This is a genomic window from Pseudomonas cichorii, from assembly GCF_003700275.1.
Taxonomy (GTDB): domain Bacteria; phylum Pseudomonadota; class Gammaproteobacteria; order Pseudomonadales; family Pseudomonadaceae; genus Aquipseudomonas; species Aquipseudomonas cichorii_B.
Map to the genome: position 1 here is coordinate 1 of NZ_RBRE01000033.1, position 15,482 is coordinate 15,482.

General features: G+C 58.6%; 16 protein-coding genes. 10 read left to right on the top strand and 6 right to left on the bottom strand.

Features of this window, described 5'->3' with window-relative positions:
- Window positions 1-246: 246 nt before the first annotated feature.
- Complete coding sequence (locus ALQ04_RS07260; RefSeq protein ID WP_122315083.1) at window positions 247-1,467, bottom strand: CaiB/BaiF CoA-transferase family protein; 1,221 nt, start codon at window positions 1,465-1,467, stop codon at window positions 247-249.
- A 10-nt stretch (window positions 1,468-1,477) separates the two neighbouring features.
- Complete coding sequence (locus tag ALQ04_RS07265) at window positions 1,478-2,659, bottom strand: acyl-CoA dehydrogenase (RefSeq protein ID WP_122315084.1); 1,182 nt, start codon at window positions 2,657-2,659, stop codon at window positions 1,478-1,480.
- Between the two features lie 157 nt (window positions 2,660-2,816).
- Here ALQ04_RS07265 and ALQ04_RS07270 point away from each other — a divergent pair, with 157 nt between their 5' ends.
- The 10 genes from ALQ04_RS07270 (at window position 2,817) to ALQ04_RS07315 (ending at window position 12,597) form a co-directional block, all read left to right on the top strand.
- Window positions 2,817-3,725, top strand: coding sequence for a LysR family transcriptional regulator (locus ALQ04_RS07270; protein ID WP_122315085.1), 909 nt, complete (start codon window positions 2,817-2,819; stop codon window positions 3,723-3,725).
- A 429-nt stretch (window positions 3,726-4,154) separates the two neighbouring features.
- Entirely contained in the window at window positions 4,155-5,276 is a 1,122-nt protein-coding gene (locus tag ALQ04_RS07275) for a Re/Si-specific NAD(P)(+) transhydrogenase subunit alpha (RefSeq protein WP_122315086.1), read from the top strand.
- A gap of 11 nt (window positions 5,277-5,287) precedes the next feature.
- Window positions 5,288-5,608, top strand: a complete 321-nt coding sequence (locus tag ALQ04_RS07280) for an NAD(P) transhydrogenase subunit alpha (protein WP_122315087.1) — start codon at window positions 5,288-5,290, stop codon at window positions 5,606-5,608.
- Window positions 5,608-7,062, top strand: a complete 1,455-nt coding sequence (locus tag ALQ04_RS07285) for an NAD(P)(+) transhydrogenase (Re/Si-specific) subunit beta (RefSeq protein ID WP_122315088.1) — start codon at window positions 5,608-5,610, stop codon at window positions 7,060-7,062. Before ALQ04_RS07280 ends, ALQ04_RS07285 begins: the two co-directional genes overlap by 1 nt.
- Window positions 7,063-7,254: 192 nt before the next feature.
- Window positions 7,255-8,748, top strand: coding sequence for an acetyl-CoA hydrolase/transferase family protein (locus tag ALQ04_RS07290; RefSeq protein WP_122315089.1), 1,494 nt, complete (start codon window positions 7,255-7,257; stop codon window positions 8,746-8,748).
- A 320-nt stretch (window positions 8,749-9,068) separates the two neighbouring features.
- Window positions 9,069-9,284 carry a DUF1127 domain-containing protein gene (locus tag ALQ04_RS07295; RefSeq protein ID WP_122315090.1) on the top strand — a complete coding sequence of 72 codons (216 nt, stop codon included), beginning with the start codon at window positions 9,069-9,071 and terminating at the stop codon, window positions 9,282-9,284.
- A gap of 291 nt (window positions 9,285-9,575) precedes the next feature.
- The gene (locus ALQ04_RS07300) at window positions 9,576-9,893 is read left to right on the top strand and encodes a DUF2388 domain-containing protein (RefSeq protein ID WP_122315091.1); all 318 of its coding nucleotides are present in this window, start codon (window positions 9,576-9,578) and stop codon (window positions 9,891-9,893) included.
- An 83-nt stretch (window positions 9,894-9,976) separates the two neighbouring features.
- A complete protein-coding gene (locus tag ALQ04_RS07305) occupies window positions 9,977-10,282 on the top strand; it encodes a DUF2388 domain-containing protein (RefSeq protein WP_122315092.1) in 306 nt (101 codons plus the stop codon).
- A 36-nt stretch (window positions 10,283-10,318) separates the two neighbouring features.
- A complete protein-coding gene (locus ALQ04_RS07310; protein ID WP_122315093.1) occupies window positions 10,319-10,639 on the top strand; it encodes a DUF2388 domain-containing protein in 321 nt (106 codons plus the stop codon).
- Window positions 10,636-12,597, top strand: coding sequence for a DUF4105 domain-containing protein (locus tag ALQ04_RS07315; protein WP_122315094.1), 1,962 nt, complete (start codon window positions 10,636-10,638; stop codon window positions 12,595-12,597). The genes ALQ04_RS07310 and ALQ04_RS07315 overlap by 4 nt, the downstream gene beginning before the upstream one ends.
- Before the next feature lies 1 nt (window position 12,598).
- Here ALQ04_RS07315 and ALQ04_RS07320 read toward each other — a convergent pair whose 3' ends face one another.
- The 4 genes from ALQ04_RS07320 to ALQ04_RS07335 all read right to left on the bottom strand — a co-directional run bounded on the left by ALQ04_RS07320 (window position 12,599) and on the right by ALQ04_RS07335 (window position 15,480).
- The gene (locus tag ALQ04_RS07320) at window positions 12,599-12,979 is read right to left on the bottom strand and encodes an SCP2 sterol-binding domain-containing protein (protein ID WP_122315095.1); all 381 of its coding nucleotides are present in this window, start codon (window positions 12,977-12,979) and stop codon (window positions 12,599-12,601) included.
- A 165-nt stretch (window positions 12,980-13,144) separates the two neighbouring features.
- Entirely contained in the window at window positions 13,145-13,588 is a 444-nt protein-coding gene (locus ALQ04_RS07325; RefSeq protein ID WP_122315096.1) for a hypothetical protein, read from the bottom strand.
- A gap of 278 nt (window positions 13,589-13,866) precedes the next feature.
- Complete coding sequence (locus ALQ04_RS07330; RefSeq protein WP_122315097.1) at window positions 13,867-14,142, bottom strand: HU family DNA-binding protein; 276 nt, start codon at window positions 14,140-14,142, stop codon at window positions 13,867-13,869.
- A 189-nt stretch (window positions 14,143-14,331) separates the two neighbouring features.
- Window positions 14,332-15,480: an NAD(P)/FAD-dependent oxidoreductase gene (locus tag ALQ04_RS07335; RefSeq protein WP_122315098.1), complete on the bottom strand. Its 1,149-nt coding sequence runs from the start codon at window positions 15,478-15,480 to the stop codon at window positions 14,332-14,334.
- Window positions 15,481-15,482 lie beyond the last annotated feature (2 nt).

The following is a 15,482-nucleotide window of genomic DNA, read 5'->3' on the forward strand; positions in this document are numbered from 1 at the left end:
CTTACCGCTGTCGATCCAACTGTGACCGAAGCCCTTCTTCGCTGACCGACCTGACTAAACACTTGTAAACTATTGATCTACAAGGCTTTTTCAGTTCCGTCTGCGCCGGAAGTGGGGCGAATTATAGAGAGATTAAATCGCCCGTCAACCGTTAATTTCAATTTTCTTGAAATCAGCTGTTACAGGCCTCTCTTCTATATAGAAGGAGCTCCGCCTTCTTCTATATAAGCAAGGCACCTATATAGGCTAAAGCACGCCAGCCTCACGCAGCGCCACAACCTCGTCGGCACTGAGCCCCAGAATGCCCTGCAAGACTTCCTGGGTATGCTCACCCAGCAAGGGCGGTGCGCGCCGGTATTCGACAGGGGTTGCAGACAACCGAATCGGACTGGCCACCTGCGCGACACTACCGCCCAGAGCATGCGGCAACTCGATAGCCAGCCCGCGAGCCTGGACCTGCGGATCTGCAAGCACCTGAGCCAGATCATTGATCGGCCCGCACGGCACACCTGCCGCCTCAAGCGTCTCGACCCACTGCGCTGTTGTCTTGAACACCGTCACCTGGCGAATCAGCGGAATCAGCTCGGCCCGATGGGTCACTCGCAGCTTGTTGGTCAGGAAGCGCGGATCATCCGCCCACTGCGGCTGCCCGGCCACCTCGGCAAACTTCCTGAACTGGCTGTCGTTACCAACCGTAAGGATGAAGTCGCCATCAGCTGTAGGGAAGTCCTGATAAGGCACGATATTCGGATGCGCATTACCCAGTCGACGCGGAGCAATACCCGTCGTCAGGTAGTTCATCGCCTGATTCGCCAGACATGCCACCTGCACATCCAGCAAAGCCATATCGATGTACTGCCCTACGCCGCTCTGATCGCGATGCGCCAAGGCCGCCAGTATGGCGCTGGTCGAATAAAGCCCGGTCAGAATATCCGTCAAGGCCACACCTACCTTCACCGGCCCGGCACCCTCCTCGCCTTCAGGACGTCCGGTAAGACTCATCAGGCCGCCAAGCCCCTGAATCATGAAATCGTAACCCGCTCGCCTGGCGTATGGCCCGCTTTGCCCAAAGCCCGTAATCGAGCAGTAGATCAAACCCGGATTGATGGCCTTGAGCGTTTCATAGTCCAGCCCATAAGCCGCCAGTCCTCCGACCTTGAAGTTCTCGATCACGATATCGGAACGCGCAGCCAGCTCACGCACCAGTTTCTGCCCTTCAGGGCGGGTGAAGTCGATGGTCACCGATTGCTTGTTGCGGTTAGCGGACAGGTAATAGGCTGCTTCGGAAGTATTCTCGCCCAGCGGATCCTTCAGAAATGGCGGCCCCCATGCGCGCGTATCGTCGCCACACCCAGGACGCTCGACCTTTATTACGTCCGCACCAAGATCGGCAAGGATCTGCCCGGCCCACGGCCCGGCAAGAACCCGCGACAGATCCAGCACCCGAATATGCGAAAGCGCGCCCATGGCAGACTCCTTAATAGAAGGCCTGAAGACCGGTCTGCGCACGTCCGAGAATCAACGCATGCACATCATGGGTACCTTCATAGGTATTCACGACTTCCAGGTTGACCAGGTGACGGGCAATACCGAACTCGTCGGAGATGCCATTGCCGCCCAGCATGTCGCGGGCCATGCGGGCGATATCCAGCGACTTGCCGCAAGAATTGCGCTTCATGATCGAGGTGATTTCCACTGCGGCACTGCCTTCGTCCTTCATTCGCCCCAGGCGCAGGCAGCCCTGCAGGGCCAGAGTGATTTCAGTCTGCATGTCGGCCAGCTTTTTCTGGATCAACTGATTGGCCGCCAGAGGACGTCCGAACTGCTGACGATCCAGAGTGTATTGTCGAGCGGTGTGCCAGCAGAACTCCGCCGCGCCCAGCGCGCCCCAGGAGATGCCATAGCGTGCCGAGTTCAGACAGGTAAAAGGGCCCTTGAGGCCACGCACATCCGGGAAGATGTTCTCTTCGGGGACAAAGACGTTGTCCATCACGATCTCACCGGTAATCGATGCGCGCAGGCCGACCTTGCCGTGAATCGCCGGCGCACTCAGCCCGGCCCAGCCTTTCTCCAGCACGAAGCCGCGAATATCGCCCTCGTCATCCTTGCCCCAGACCACGAACACATCGGCGATAGGGCTGTTGGTGATCCACATCTTGTTGCCGGTCAAACGATACCCGCCGTCGACCTTGCGAGCCCGGGTAATCATCGCGCCCGGATCAGAGCCATGATCAGGCTCGGTCAGGCCGAAACAGCCAATCCACTCGCCGGATGCCAGCTTCGGCAGGTACTTCTGCTTTTGCGCCTGGGTACCGAACTCATTGATCGGCACCATGACCAGAGAAGACTGCACACTCATCATTGAGCGATAACCCGAATCGACACGCTCCACTTCCCGGGCAATCAATCCGTAGCACACGTAATTCAGGCCGCTGCCGCCAAACTCTTCAGGAATGGTCGCCCCCAGCAATCCCACTTCACCCATCTCACGAAAAATGGCGGGATCGGTCCGCTCATGGCGAAAGGCTTCGAGAACCCTTGGAGCAAGCTTGCTTTGGGCGAACTGTTCGGCGCTGTGGCGGACCATGCGCTCTTCGTCAGTGAGCTGTTGATCCAGCAGCAGTGGATCGATCCAGTTGAAGCTTGCTTTGTCGCCCATGACTCACTCCTCGCGTTTTTTCGCCAATGTCGTGGAGTGATCCTAGACCCGCCTAGGAAAGGCGGCAAACGACGATTACTCAACAACCTGTGCTAATTTCTCACTCCGTAACCCACAAAATCGCAACTTATCCCGATAACGAGTGAGGCCAGCGTATATGCGGCGCAAAATCCCCAGTACCGCCGCACTGATCAGTTTCGAGTCGGCGGCTCGCCACGAAAGCTTTACCAAGGCAGCGCACGAACTTTCGCTGACCCAGAGCGCCATTTGCCGCCAGATCGGCAGCCTGGAAGAATTTCTCGGAGTGGAACTGTTCCGACGCTCGAGACGCGGTGTGAAGCTGACCGAGGCAGGCCTTTCCTACAGCCGCCGCGTGGCCGCCCAACTGGATGCCGTGGAACGCGATACGCTTTCGATCATGGGCCAGCAAGGCGCCAACGTGATTGAACTGGCAGTCGTCCCGACCTTCGGCACGCAATGGCTATTGCCGCGCCTCAAGGACTTTCAACAGCAGCACCCGGAAGTCACGGTCAACCTCACCAACCGCACTCGCCCCTTTCTGTTCGCCGATACGAATTTCGATGCCGCGATCTACTTTGGTGATGCCGACTGGCCCGGCACCGAGGCGCATCGGCTGATGGGCGAGAATCCCATGCCGGTATGCAGCCCGGCTCTCATGCAGGGCCGGGACACCCTGGATGCCAGGCGCATCGCCGAGATGCCACTGCTGCAACAGACCACGCGCCCCTACGCCTGGCGCCAATGGTTCAACGCGCAAGACCTGAATGTCGCCCGTGACCTGACAGGCCCTCGATACGAGCTATTCTCCATGCTTGCGCAGGCCGCCATGCACGAGATGGGGATTGCCCTGATTCCGCCTTTCCTGATTCAGCGCGAGTTACGGGAAAAGCGCCTGATCATCGCCAACACCCATGCACTCTCCAGCATCAAGGCCTATCACCTGATGATTCCAGAGCGAAAAATCGAATCAGCGTCCTTGCGGGCATTCCGCGACTGGCTCATCGACCAGGCACAGGGCTACAGGCTGCCGCCAGAAAGGGATTGAAGCCTTGAGGCTTTAAGTAGTGAAGGCTATAAAAACCCTACAGATATAATTTTTTGTCGCCATTAGACAACCATCGTTCGCAACCAGAAAAAGGGTCAAAGCGCTTTCTATACGGGGGCTTTGACTGATTTTGCAGGCTGATGGCTAAACCCACGAAAAAATCCTCTTTTCCACACTTTATGGATGGAATCCGCTACAGGCCTTGTAAATAAAGGCTATCGGCAATTTGTTGCGACAATAGGTCACATGGTGACTTGTAGTTAATTTATAGTCTCGTTACAGAATGTATTGAAGCGCCTGAACTTCAATTGCAGAATGCTCCGCCACCCTTGGTTATAAGGCCTCGGGGGCATGCTGATCGGCTACCCCGGACGCACCAGCCGTAGTGCGCGGGCCCATTGATAAAAGAGATCACGCAGGAGATTTGACGTGCATATTGGTGTTCCTCTTGAAACCCATACGGGTGAAACGCGGGTCGCTGCAACCCCGGAAACCATCAAAAAGCTGATCAGCCAAGGCCATAGAGTGACTGTGCAAAGCGGAGCCGGCATTCGTGCCAGTGTGCCGGACAGCGCCTATGAAGCCGCGGGTGCCACCATCGGCGGGACAAGCGAGGCCTTCGCAGCAGAGTTGATCCTCAAGGTCACCGCCCCCAACGACAGCGAGCTGGCTCTGATCAAGAGCGGCACGATCGTCATCGGAATGCTCAACCCTTTCAGTAACGAAACCATTGCCCAACTGGCCGAACGCGGCATTACCGCTTTCGCCCTCGAAGCCGCGCCGCGCACATCCCGCGCGCAGAGCCTCGACGTCCTGTCTTCGCAGGCCAATATCGCCGGTTACAAGTCGGTGCTGCTGGCGGCCCATCACTATCCGCGCTTCATGCCGATGCTGATGACCGCGGCCGGAACCGTGAAGGCAGCGCGGGTGCTGGTACTCGGCGCCGGTGTTGCCGGGTTGCAGGCCATTGCCACTGCCAAACGCCTGGGCGCAGTCGTGGAAGCTTCCGACGTGCGCCCTGCAGTCAAGGAGCAGATCGAATCGCTGGGCGCCAAGTTCATCGACGTGCCCTACGAAACCGATGAAGAGCGCGAATGCGCCGAAGGTGTGGGCGGCTATGCACGCCCCATGCCTGCAAGCTGGATGCAGCGTCAGGCTGTCGCCGTTCATGAGCGCGCCAGGCTGTCGGACATTGTGATCACCACCGCATTGATTCCCGGCCGCAAGGCACCGGTATTGCTCAGCGCCGAAACCGTGGCACAGATGAAGCCCGGCTCGGTGGTCATCGACCTGGCAGCCGCGCAAGGCGGCAATTGCCCGCTGACCGTGGCCGATCAGGTCGTGGTCGAGCATGGCGTGACCCTCGTCGGCCACACCAACCTGCCCGCGCTGGTCGCTGCCGACGCCTCGGCGCTGTACGCCCGCAACCTGCTGGACTTCATCAAGCTGCTGTTCGACAAGGACGGTCAGTTGCAGATCAATCTCGAAGACGACATCGTCGCCGCGTGCCTGATGTGCCGCGACGGCCAAGTCATTCGCAAGAACGGCTGAGGACAAGAACAATGGAAGAGTTGATCTCCCCTGGTATCTATAACCTGATCATTTTTGTACTGGCGATCTATGTCGGTTATCACGTGGTCTGGAACGTTACCCCTGCCCTGCACACTCCGCTGATGGCCGTAACCAACGCCATTTCCGCCATCGTGATCGTCGGCGCCATGCTCGCCGCAGCGCTGACAGTGACACCGCTGGGCAAGATCATGGGCACCCTGGCGGTCGCTCTGGCAGCGGTGAATGTGTTCGGTGGCTTTCTGGTCACCCGGCGCATGCTGGAAATGTTCAAGAAGAAAGCACCCAAGGCAAAAGACGAGGTGCAGAAGTAATGAGCATGAATCTGGTCACCCTGCTTTATCTGATCGCTTCGGTATGTTTCATCCAGGCACTCAAAGGCTTGTCGCACCCCACGACTTCCCGGCGCGGCAACCTGTTCGGCATGCTGGGCATGGGTCTGGCTGTGATTACCACCGTGGGCCTGGTCTTCAAGCTGGCCGCGCTTTCAACGGTTGAAGGCACCAGTGCGGGCATTGGCTATATCGTGGTCGGCCTGCTGGTCGGCGGCACGGCGGGGTCGATCATGGCCAAGCGTGTCGAGATGACCAAAATGCCGGAGCTGGTCGCCTTCATGCACAGCATGATCGGCCTGGCCGCAGTGTTCATCGCGATTGCCGCCGTGGTAGAGCCGCAATCTCTGGGCATCGTGCGCAACATGGGCGATGCAATCCCGGCAGGCAACCGCCTGGAATTGTTCCTCGGGGCCGCCATCGGTGCAATCACCTTCTCCGGATCGGTGATCGCCTTCGGCAAGCTGTCGGGAAAGTACAAATTCCGTCTGTTCCAGGGCGCACCGGTACAGTTTGCCGGACAGCACAAGCTGAACCTGATTCTCGGGCTGGCCACGCTGTTCTTTGGCCTGACCTTCATGTTCACCGGCAACCTGACCGCCTTCGCGATCATGCTGGCGCTGGCCTTCGTCATCGGCGTACTGCTGATCATCCCGATTGGCGGCGCGGACATGCCGGTAGTGGTGTCGATGCTCAACAGCTATTCCGGCTGGGCTGCGGCAGGCATCGGTTTTTCGCTGAACAACTCAATGCTGATCATTGCCGGCTCGCTGGTCGGCTCTTCGGGCGCGATTCTGTCCTACATCATGTGCAAGGCCATGAACCGCTCGTTCTTCAACGTGATCGGCGGTGGCTTCGGCGGCGCAACGGATACCAGCGGCTCGAAAGGCACCCAGGAAGCCCGCCCGGTCAAATCCGGTTCGGCAGACGACGCCACTTTCCTGCTGACCAACGCCGACAGCGTGATCATCGTGCCGGGCTATGGTTTGGCAGTAGCACGGGCGCAGCATGCGCTGAAGGAGCTTACGGAAAAGCTGACCCATCACGGCGTTACCGTGAAATACGCCATCCACCCGGTTGCCGGACGGATGCCGGGGCATATGAACGTGCTGCTGGCCGAGGCAGAAGTGCCTTACGATCAGGTGTTCGAGATGGAAGACATCAACTCCGAGTTCGGTCAGGCCGATGTGGTGCTGATTCTCGGCGCCAACGACGTGGTCAACCCGGCCGCACGCAACGACCCCAAGTCACCGATTGCCGGAATGCCGATCCTCGAAGCCTTCAAGGCCAGGACGATCATCGTCAACAAGCGCTCTATGGCCAGCGGCTATGCCGGTCTGGACAACGAACTCTTCTATATGGATAAAACCATGATGGTGTTCGGAGATGCCAAAAAGGTGATCGAGGACATGGTTAAGGCTGTGGAAAACGCTTAGCCTCCACGCAACTCACACAGTCTGGGAAAGCCTCGGTGCGCAATGTGCCCGGGGCTTTTTTACATTTCGCGCAACAGTGTTTTGCTTTGAAAGGCCCTGATTAGAGCCCTCCAATGCGACCTTGGTAGCGGGACGGAAAACTTTTGAATGTCTAGACTTGAGCCCTCGCTTCCACCTTCGAGACAAGAACCCATGTACCGTGACCGTATCCGCCTGCCTTCATTGATGAGCAAGGTAATGAGTGCAGCAGATGCCGCTGCCTTGATTGAAGACGGCATGACCGTCGGCATGAGTGGTTTTACCCGTGCCGGTGAAGCCAAGGCCGTTCCCCATGCATTGGCCGAACGCGCCAGAGTGTCGCCGCTCAAGATCAGCCTGATGACCGGCGCCAGCCTGGGCAACGACCTTGACAAGCAATTGACCGAAGCCGGCGTACTGTCGCGCCGCATGCCTTTTCAGGTCGACAGTACACTGCGCAAGGCGATCAACGACGGCACGGTCATGTTCATCGATCAGCATCTGTCCGATACAGTGGAGCAGTTGCGCAACCGGCAGATCAAGGCCGTCGACCTGGCGGTCATCGAATGCGTGGCGATTACCGAAGAAGGTCATCTGGTGCTGAGCACCTCGGTCGGCAACTCGGCCAGCTTCGCGATCCTCGCCAGGCAAGTCATCGTGGAGATCAACCTGTCCCAGCCGCTGGAGCTGGAAGGCCTGCACGACATCTATATTCCCAGCTATCGCCCGACCCGCCTGCCGATCCCGGTGCTGGAAGCCGACTCGCGTATCGGTGGCAGCGCGGTAAAGATCGACCCGGCGAAAATCGTCGGTATCGTCATCAGCGAACAGGCCGACTCGCCGTCCACCGTGCTGCCACCGGATGCCGAAACCCAGGCCATCGCCAACCATCTGGTGGAGTTCTTCAAGAAGGAAGTACGTGAAGAGCGGCTGACCAATCAGTTGATGCCGCTGCAAGCGGGGATCGGCACCATCGCCAATGCGGTGATGCATGGTCTGCTGGACTCGCCGTTCCATGACATGACCATGTATTCCGAAGTCCTGCAGGACTCGACCTTCGATCTGTTCGATGCCGGCAAACTGAGTTTCGCCTCCGGCAGTTCCATGACCCTGTCGGCCGCCAAGCACGAGCAGGTGTTCTCTGACTTCAACCGCTACAAATCGCGACTGGTGCTGCGTCCACAGGAAATCTCCAACCATCCGGAAGTCATTCGCCGCCTGGGTATCATTGGCATCAACACCGCACTGGAGTTCGATCTGTACGGCAACGTGAACTCGACCCATGTCTGTGGCACGCGGATGATGAACGGCATCGGTGGCTCGGGTGACTTCTCGCGCAATGCCCACCTGGCCATCTTTGTCACCAAGTCGATCGCCAAGGGTGGCTCGATTTCCAGCGTGGTGCCAATGGTCAGCCATGTCGATCATACCGAGCACGATGTCGACATCCTGGTGACCGAACAGGGGCTGGCGGATCTGCGCGGCCTGGCGCCACGCGAACGCGCCCGGATCATCATCGACAACTGCGTGCATCCAGCCTACCGCAATGCTCTGAACCAGTACTTCGCAGCGGCCTGCGAGGTCGGCGGCCATACTCCGCATATCCTGCGCGAGGCACTGAGTTGGCACATCAACCTCGAAGAGACCGGTCGCATGTTGCCGGCCTGAGTCACACAGTTGAAAGTGAGCAAGGCATTTCTTTGCTCACTTTCCAACAGCTTTCATGACCAGCAAAAGAAACTGTACTTCTGTACTGGTTAAAAACAGGCTTTAAACCGCAAAACTCACCACGACCAACCACAAAACGCACCAATCCAGTGCCGACCGGTACAGTTGCCCCATTAACGAACAAAACAGTGCCTATAAACAGTTAACTGAACCATCACAATACAAATGAACTGTGTCTGTAGATACTGGCCGAGTGAGAGGAAGATAGGCACCAGTCAAGCCACTCTCTAAACCCGCCACAAGCGGAAGGAAGTCACATCATGGAACGTACAGTCAGTTCCGACCTGTTCAACGAAAGCACCGTCAACACCGCTCAAGCTGCATGGCCTCTGCGCGTATTCGCAAACCTGATGCTCTGGCAGCGTCGCCTCTCCAGCCGCCACCAACTGGCTCGCCTGGATGCACGTCTTCTCGCCGACGCAGGTATCAGCGAAGCACAGCGTTACGAAGAGCTGAGCAAGCCGTTCTGGCGCTAACTGAAGCGCCCGCTGGTCCAGACCCGCAAGGTCTCTCGCCAGCACCCCGAATTGCTTAACACAAGGCCCGTCTCAGGCAACTGAGACGGGCCTTGTCGTTCCGGGCCGGAAATATTCCTGGAACGGTCTGGAACCCAGCCAACAGGTACAGTTTTAAGTTTATTGAAAAAGACATGTACAGTTACATCAATTCCGCTCAACGACCGGCCTGCGAAGAGCCAGCCGCAATGACAAGCTCAGCATGGCTGCGATAGGCTAGCGACCACTCAGTCACACTTCTGGAAACTCATCATGACCCTGCTCCGCCTCCTCGCTGCAGCCACTCTGCTGACAGCGGCCGCCAGCGCAAACGCTACCAGCTTCATTGTCACCACCGACGCTATCGTCGGCGCAGTTGCGGCCTCCAGCGAAGCGACCTCCGACGCCTCTTCTTCACTGCGTGACGACAAGATCGTACGTGCAGCCCGTGATGAAGCCGCCAGCTTCGTGGCCAGCGCCGGCGAAATCCGCGGCGCGCAACTGGAAGGCGCGTTTCAGCACATTCGCCAGCAATACCCGAACCTGAGCGCGACCGATACCCAACTGGCCCAGGCCATTCTGGCGATCTGAAGCAAGCCCCCGGCTCGTCCGGGGTAGCTCTGTGCCAGTCATTGCGCTAGCCTTCACCCTCGTTTTGCCAGCCATTGAAAACTATGCGTTTACTACCTCTTCTGTTTGCTGCTCCAATCGCCAGTCTTGCCTGGGTCGCCCCGGTCCAGGCATTCGATACGACCACACAGAGCATGGTCGTTACCGGATACGTGACCAGTCAGGTCACCACGGCTCCTTTCGATAGAAAGCTGATAATGGCCGCTCAGGATGATGCGGCGGCGTTCGTTGCCACTGACGGCGAGATTCGCGGTGCCAGGCTGGAATCGGCGTTGCGCACACTGCGAAATACCCGGTCAAAACTTCATGCCAGCGACCTTGAACTGGCGGAAACAATCCTCGTCCAATAGTCACTTTCGACCTCTTTGCGTAACTGGAGACGTTACATGCGTACCCCGCTGATTGCCGCTACCCTTGGCCTGCTCGTAATGGCAGATATTGCCCAGGCCCAGACCGTCGTGGCCACGAGCAATATCATCGTTCGCGCTTTTGGTCGCTCCATCGACTTCACTTCGGATACCACCACCTCGATCCGTGACTCCAAGGTCGTGATCCAGGCCAAGGACGATGCTGCCAGCTACGTCGCCAGCGACGGTGATATTCATGGCGCTCAACTCGACGCTGCCTTCGATACCCTGCGCGACCGCCTGCCGGAAGCCCGCAATGCCAGCGACCGCACCCTGGCCGAAGCCATTCTAGCCCTGTGAGACGCCTTGGCGCCTGGCTGCTTGCCGGCGCATTGTCGCTGGTCACACCTCATGCTCTTGCCAACCTGAAGCTTGAGCTGCAGACCGACGGCCTGACCACTGCCCAACAACATGCGAGCCAGACCCTGCTCGATGAAGCCATGCGCGCCCTGCCGCCCGGCCTCATCGAGAAGCTGGACCGGCGTGTCGAAGTGCGCTGGTCCGGCGATATGCCCGACAATGCCTATGGCCAGGCTGCCGGGCCTTATCAGCTTTATCTGAATACCCGGTTGCTGGCGCCACTGACCGACGGCTCGGCAGCCACCACCCAGACCGGACGCCCGCACGGCACCGTGCGCCGGGAAATGCTCGCCACCGTCCTGCATGAACTGACGCACGTCTATGACCGTGCCCGGCTGTGGTCTGCGCAAGATCGCTCACTGATCTTCCGCTGCTCGCGCCAGCACAGTTCACTCGGCAACATTGGCCTGCCCGATAGCTGCCGTGGCGAAACCGAGCGGCGCTTTACCCTGAGCGATGATCCGCGCCTGCTGGATCTTGCAGGCTGGCAGCAATATGTCGGTCGACGCGGCGAGCGCGAGGACCACAACGGCCAGGTCGTGCGTAGCCCGGACATCTACGAAACCACCAGCCCGCTCGAATTCGTCGCCGTGAACATGGAGTATTTCCTGCTCGACCCGGCCTATGCCTGTCGTCGTCCGGCGCTGTACGCCTACTACAAACAACACTTCGGCTGGGCTCCAGCACAGAAAGACCAGTGTTCGTCGTTCTTTCCGTATCTGAACGCGGGCAACGATTTCGGCCGCGAACCCTTGGGCAAGCTCGACCCCGAGCGGGTCTATGCCGTCGATTACCTGCTGGCCGAAGCTAATCAGAACTGGGTAAGCCGCTGGGGCCACAGCATGTTGCGCCTGGTGATCTGCAAGCCGGGGCGGCCACGCGGGCCGGATTGCCGACTGGATCTGGATCAGCATCTGGTCCTGTCTTACCGGGCATTCGTCGGCGATGTGCAGTTGTCCAGCTGGGATGGCCTGATGGGCGCCTATCCATCGCGCCTGTTCGTATTGCCATTAGCTCAGGTCATCGACGAATACACCAAGACCGAACTGCGCAGCCTCGCCTCCGTACCGATCAAGCTGTCGCGCCCGGAGATCGAAGGGCTGGTCCAGCATGCGGCGGAAATGCACTGGAGTTACGACGGCAACTATTACTTCCTGTCGAACAACTGCGCCGTGGAAAACCTCAAACTGTTGCGCAGCGGCACCCACAATCCCAAGCTTGTCGGCCTGGACAGCATTCTGCCGAACGGTTTGCTGGAAGTGCTCAAGGGCCGGGGCCTGGCCGATACCAGTGTGCTGGATGATCCCAAGGAGGCGCTGCGGCTCGGGTATCGCTTCGACTCTTATCGCGATCGCTATCAGGCGATGTTCGAGGTCTTGAAGAAACACCTGCCGATCAAGCAGACCACTGTCGAAGACTGGCTGCTGTTGTCGGCCAAAGAACGCAGCCAGTGGTTCGAGAAGGCCGACCTGCGCACCAGCGCCGCCATGCTGTTGCTGGAACAGGCCAGTCTGCGCCGGCAATTACTGCTGGCCCAGGACGAAGTGAAGCAACGCTATCTCGGCGCCAGGGAGCAGAAGGACGGCAGCGTTTCCCAGGCCTCGAAGACGCTACAGGAAATTCTCGATAACAGCGGCTATCTCAGTCGCCCGGCCGAATTGCTCGGCACCAGCGGCTATGGCTTGCCACAAGCCAGCGAGTGGCAACGGCTGGAAAGCGAAAGCAGTCAGCGCCAGAAACAGTTGAAACGCCTGACTGGCGATCTCGACAAGGAAGTGCGCGCCCTGCTGGAGCCCGAGCGCGCCAGCGAGATCGCGGCCAACGAAGCCAATCTCAAACAGATGGGTGAGCATTTGCGGGAACTGCACAAGGCTTCGGGCGGGCTGCAATTGCCTTGAGTCAGGCGGCCTTGTTCTTTCTGGGCTTCAGGTATTTGGTCAGGCCCTGAAACCACATCACCAGGGCCGGGTTGCCCTTGATCTGGATGTCCTTGTCCTGGACTCCCTTCATGAACGCCAATTGCTTGTTTTTGGCCTGCATCGTGGCAAAACCGAAGGCAGCGTCGCGAAAGGATATGGCAAATGCCGGTTCGGCAACCACGCCACCGGCACTGCGGATGCGCTGGCCATTGACGATGAAATGGCGAGCCACCTTGCCATCGGCAGTCTGCAACTGAAAGGTCAGGTCCTTGCCGGCAAGCTGCTGCTGGAATTCAGGATTGGTACGGCTGGCCCGAGCCATCAGGAGGCCCAGCATCCAGAGCAGGAAACGAAACTTCATACACATTGCCTCAGGGAAAAGTCGGCCCGGTCAGAGCGATTGATGAGGCAGTGTAGCGGGTTATTGCGGGCAATCCTGTAGGACAATCGTGTTTTTTCGACGAAGATAGGACCATGAAGCGCTAAATGCTGCTCTACACCGAGAGCAGCATTTTTCCGCCCCGGATCAGCGAATGCTGTTGATGCTGCCTTTGTTGCCGGTGACCTTCACATTCACCTTCTTGAAGATGAAGTAATCCTGCACATTGACCTCATAGCGTGGAGCGACGATCAGATCGGCGCCAGACGATTTGACTGCCTTGTAGGCCGCCGCAGCCTTGGTGGTGGACACCGGATCAGGCAGGGCCAGGCCCAGACCGCCGCCGCTGCTGGCACCGCCGTAGGCAACACCATCGGCGAATTTGTTGTCGCCGCCGAAGCTCAGAAAGTTGAACAGAATATTGGTCGAGGATTCGCCGCTGATGGCACCGCCCACTTTGACGTCAGCCTTGAGATCCGTTTTGACGACACCTTCGAGCGGTGCAGCCGGCTGGCTCACGTTGTAACTCACGCAACCACTGGTGGTGGCGATCAGGGTTGCAACGACAGCAGTCATCCATACTTTTTTCATTCTTGCATTCCAGAGGTCATTTTTAATGAGGTGCAGCAGGGGCGGCACTTTAAGGAAATGAACCACTGGAAAAAGTCAGGAGATTCCGAGCAGCAGGAAGGCAAATAACACTCTAGGGTAGGAAAGTTCTTACTTCACCTCAAATGCAGAGATTGCGAATAAATACCCACTCATACGGCAACATTACTGATTCGGGCGCAAAAGAAAACGGGCACTCCATTCAATGGATGTGCCCGTTTCGGTGACTGCGCGCCTCCCGCCAAGGCGCGCAGCGAGTGTTATGGATTGACGCTGTCTTTGAGAGCCTTGCCAGGCTTGAAGGCAACAGTGTTGCTGGCTTTGATTTTTACCGGCTCTCCTGTTTGCGGATTCTTGCCGGTGCGGGCACCACGATGGCGTTGCAGGAAGGTGCCGAAGCCAACCAGGGTCACGCTGTCCTTGCGGTGCAGGGCGCCGGTAATTTCTTCAAGGATGGCGTTGAGGACGCGGTTGGCCTGCTCTTTGGTGAGGTCCGCCTTTTCAGCGATGGCGGCTGCAATATCTGGTTTACGCATGTATGAAGCCTCTTTACGGTTTTTTGTTTTTATGTCCCGTACTGCCTGGAAAAGCAGCGACAAGGTGCCGCGACGGCTCTACGTAGCGGCAGACCAGAACGAGAATGGCATGCCGATGCAGCCCGCGCCAGTACATGCGTAACGTTTATAGGGCGAAAAAAGCTATCTATCCGACAAAACGCCGAATATTCAGGCCAACAATGCAGGTAACGTCTTGTTCAGGGCCAGTTTTTCCATCACCGCAGCGCCCGTCAGCGCATAGCCCAGCAACTGGCCTTCGGCGTCATGACACAAGGCTTTTATATCGGTGCCCTGCCCTTCGACACTCCAGGTTCCCTGCGTACCGCGCGGTGGCGGAGAAACCACCAGAGGGCAGACCGGCGTCTTGACCGTGATCGGCATCGGGCCATAGCGGACGGCAGTCGGCGTACCGGCCAGTGTCTGAGCCAGGGCACGGGCACAACTCATCAAGGGCATGACGTACAGCAGGTTGAGGCCATCGACTTCAGCGCAGTCACCCAGGGCATGGATATTGGCGTGGGTAGTCTGCAGGTGACGATCAACCACGACGCCGCGCCCGGTCAGCAGACCGGCGGCAGCGGCCAGATCGATCCGTGGACGCAGACCGATGGCCGAAACCACCAGATCGCAGGCGATCACCTTGCCGTCGGACAGGTGCGCTTCAAGCGCCTCGCCATTGCGCTGCAAGCGGGTAAGCACCGGGCCCAGATGGAAGCGCGCGCCAATACCTTCAAGCCCGGCCTGCACGGCAGTCGCTGCGGCGGCAGGCAACAGGGTCGGCATCACCTGTTCGCAAGGCGCAACCAGATCGACCTCATAACCGCCCAGAATCAGATCGTTGGCAAACTCACAGCCGATCAGGCCTGCGCCCAGAATCAGCACCCGCTGCTTGCCTGCTGCCGCGGCGCGGAAACGGGCGTAATCCTCAAGATCGTTGATCGGGAAGATCACGTCCTGGGCATCGCCCTCGACCGGCACGCGAATGGTTTCTGCGCCCCAGGCCAGCACCAGATCGCGGTAATGCACCGCCTCTTCGCCGATCCATAGCCGCTTGTGGCCGGGATCGATACCGCTGATGCGCGTATGCGTGCGTACCTGCGCGTTGAGCTGCTCGGCCATCGCGCCCGGTTGCGCCATGCTCAGCTCATCGGCTTGCTTGTTCTTGCCAAAGCCGGTGGACAGCATGGGCTTTGAATAGGAACGGCCATCATCGGCCGTAATCAGCAACAGCGGCGTTTCGCCGTCCAGTTTGCGAAACTCGCGGGCGAGGTTGTAACCCGCAAGACCGGTACCGATGATGACGACAGGTGCGCTCATTA

Coding starts and splice junctions, on each gene's coding strand:
- ALQ04_RS07260 (WP_122315083.1), bottom strand. CDS start 1,467: ATGGGCGCGCTTTCGCATATTCGGGTGCTGGATCTGTCGCGGGTTCTT.
- ALQ04_RS07265 (WP_122315084.1), bottom strand. CDS start 2,659: ATGGGCGACAAAGCAAGCTTCAACTGGATCGATCCACTGCTGCTGGAT.
- ALQ04_RS07270 (WP_122315085.1), top strand. CDS start 2,817: ATGCGGCGCAAAATCCCCAGTACCGCCGCACTGATCAGTTTCGAGTCG.
- ALQ04_RS07280 (WP_122315087.1), top strand. CDS start 5,288: ATGGAAGAGTTGATCTCCCCTGGTATCTATAACCTGATCATTTTTGTA.
- ALQ04_RS07285 (WP_122315088.1), top strand. CDS start 5,608: ATGAGCATGAATCTGGTCACCCTGCTTTATCTGATCGCTTCGGTATGT.
- ALQ04_RS07290 (WP_122315089.1), top strand. CDS start 7,255: ATGTACCGTGACCGTATCCGCCTGCCTTCATTGATGAGCAAGGTAATG.
- ALQ04_RS07295 (WP_122315090.1), top strand. CDS start 9,069: ATGGAACGTACAGTCAGTTCCGACCTGTTCAACGAAAGCACCGTCAAC.
- ALQ04_RS07300 (WP_122315091.1), top strand. CDS start 9,576: ATGACCCTGCTCCGCCTCCTCGCTGCAGCCACTCTGCTGACAGCGGCC.
- ALQ04_RS07305 (WP_122315092.1), top strand. CDS start 9,977: ATGCGTTTACTACCTCTTCTGTTTGCTGCTCCAATCGCCAGTCTTGCC.
- ALQ04_RS07310 (WP_122315093.1), top strand. CDS start 10,319: ATGCGTACCCCGCTGATTGCCGCTACCCTTGGCCTGCTCGTAATGGCA.
- ALQ04_RS07320 (WP_122315095.1), bottom strand. CDS start 12,979: ATGAAGTTTCGTTTCCTGCTCTGGATGCTGGGCCTCCTGATGGCTCGG.
- ALQ04_RS07325 (WP_122315096.1), bottom strand. CDS start 13,588: ATGAAAAAAGTATGGATGACTGCTGTCGTTGCAACCCTGATCGCCACC.
- ALQ04_RS07330 (WP_122315097.1), bottom strand. CDS start 14,142: ATGCGTAAACCAGATATTGCAGCCGCCATCGCTGAAAAGGCGGACCTC.
- ALQ04_RS07335 (WP_122315098.1), bottom strand. CDS start 15,480: ATGAGCGCACCTGTCGTCATCATCGGTACCGGTCTTGCGGGTTACAAC.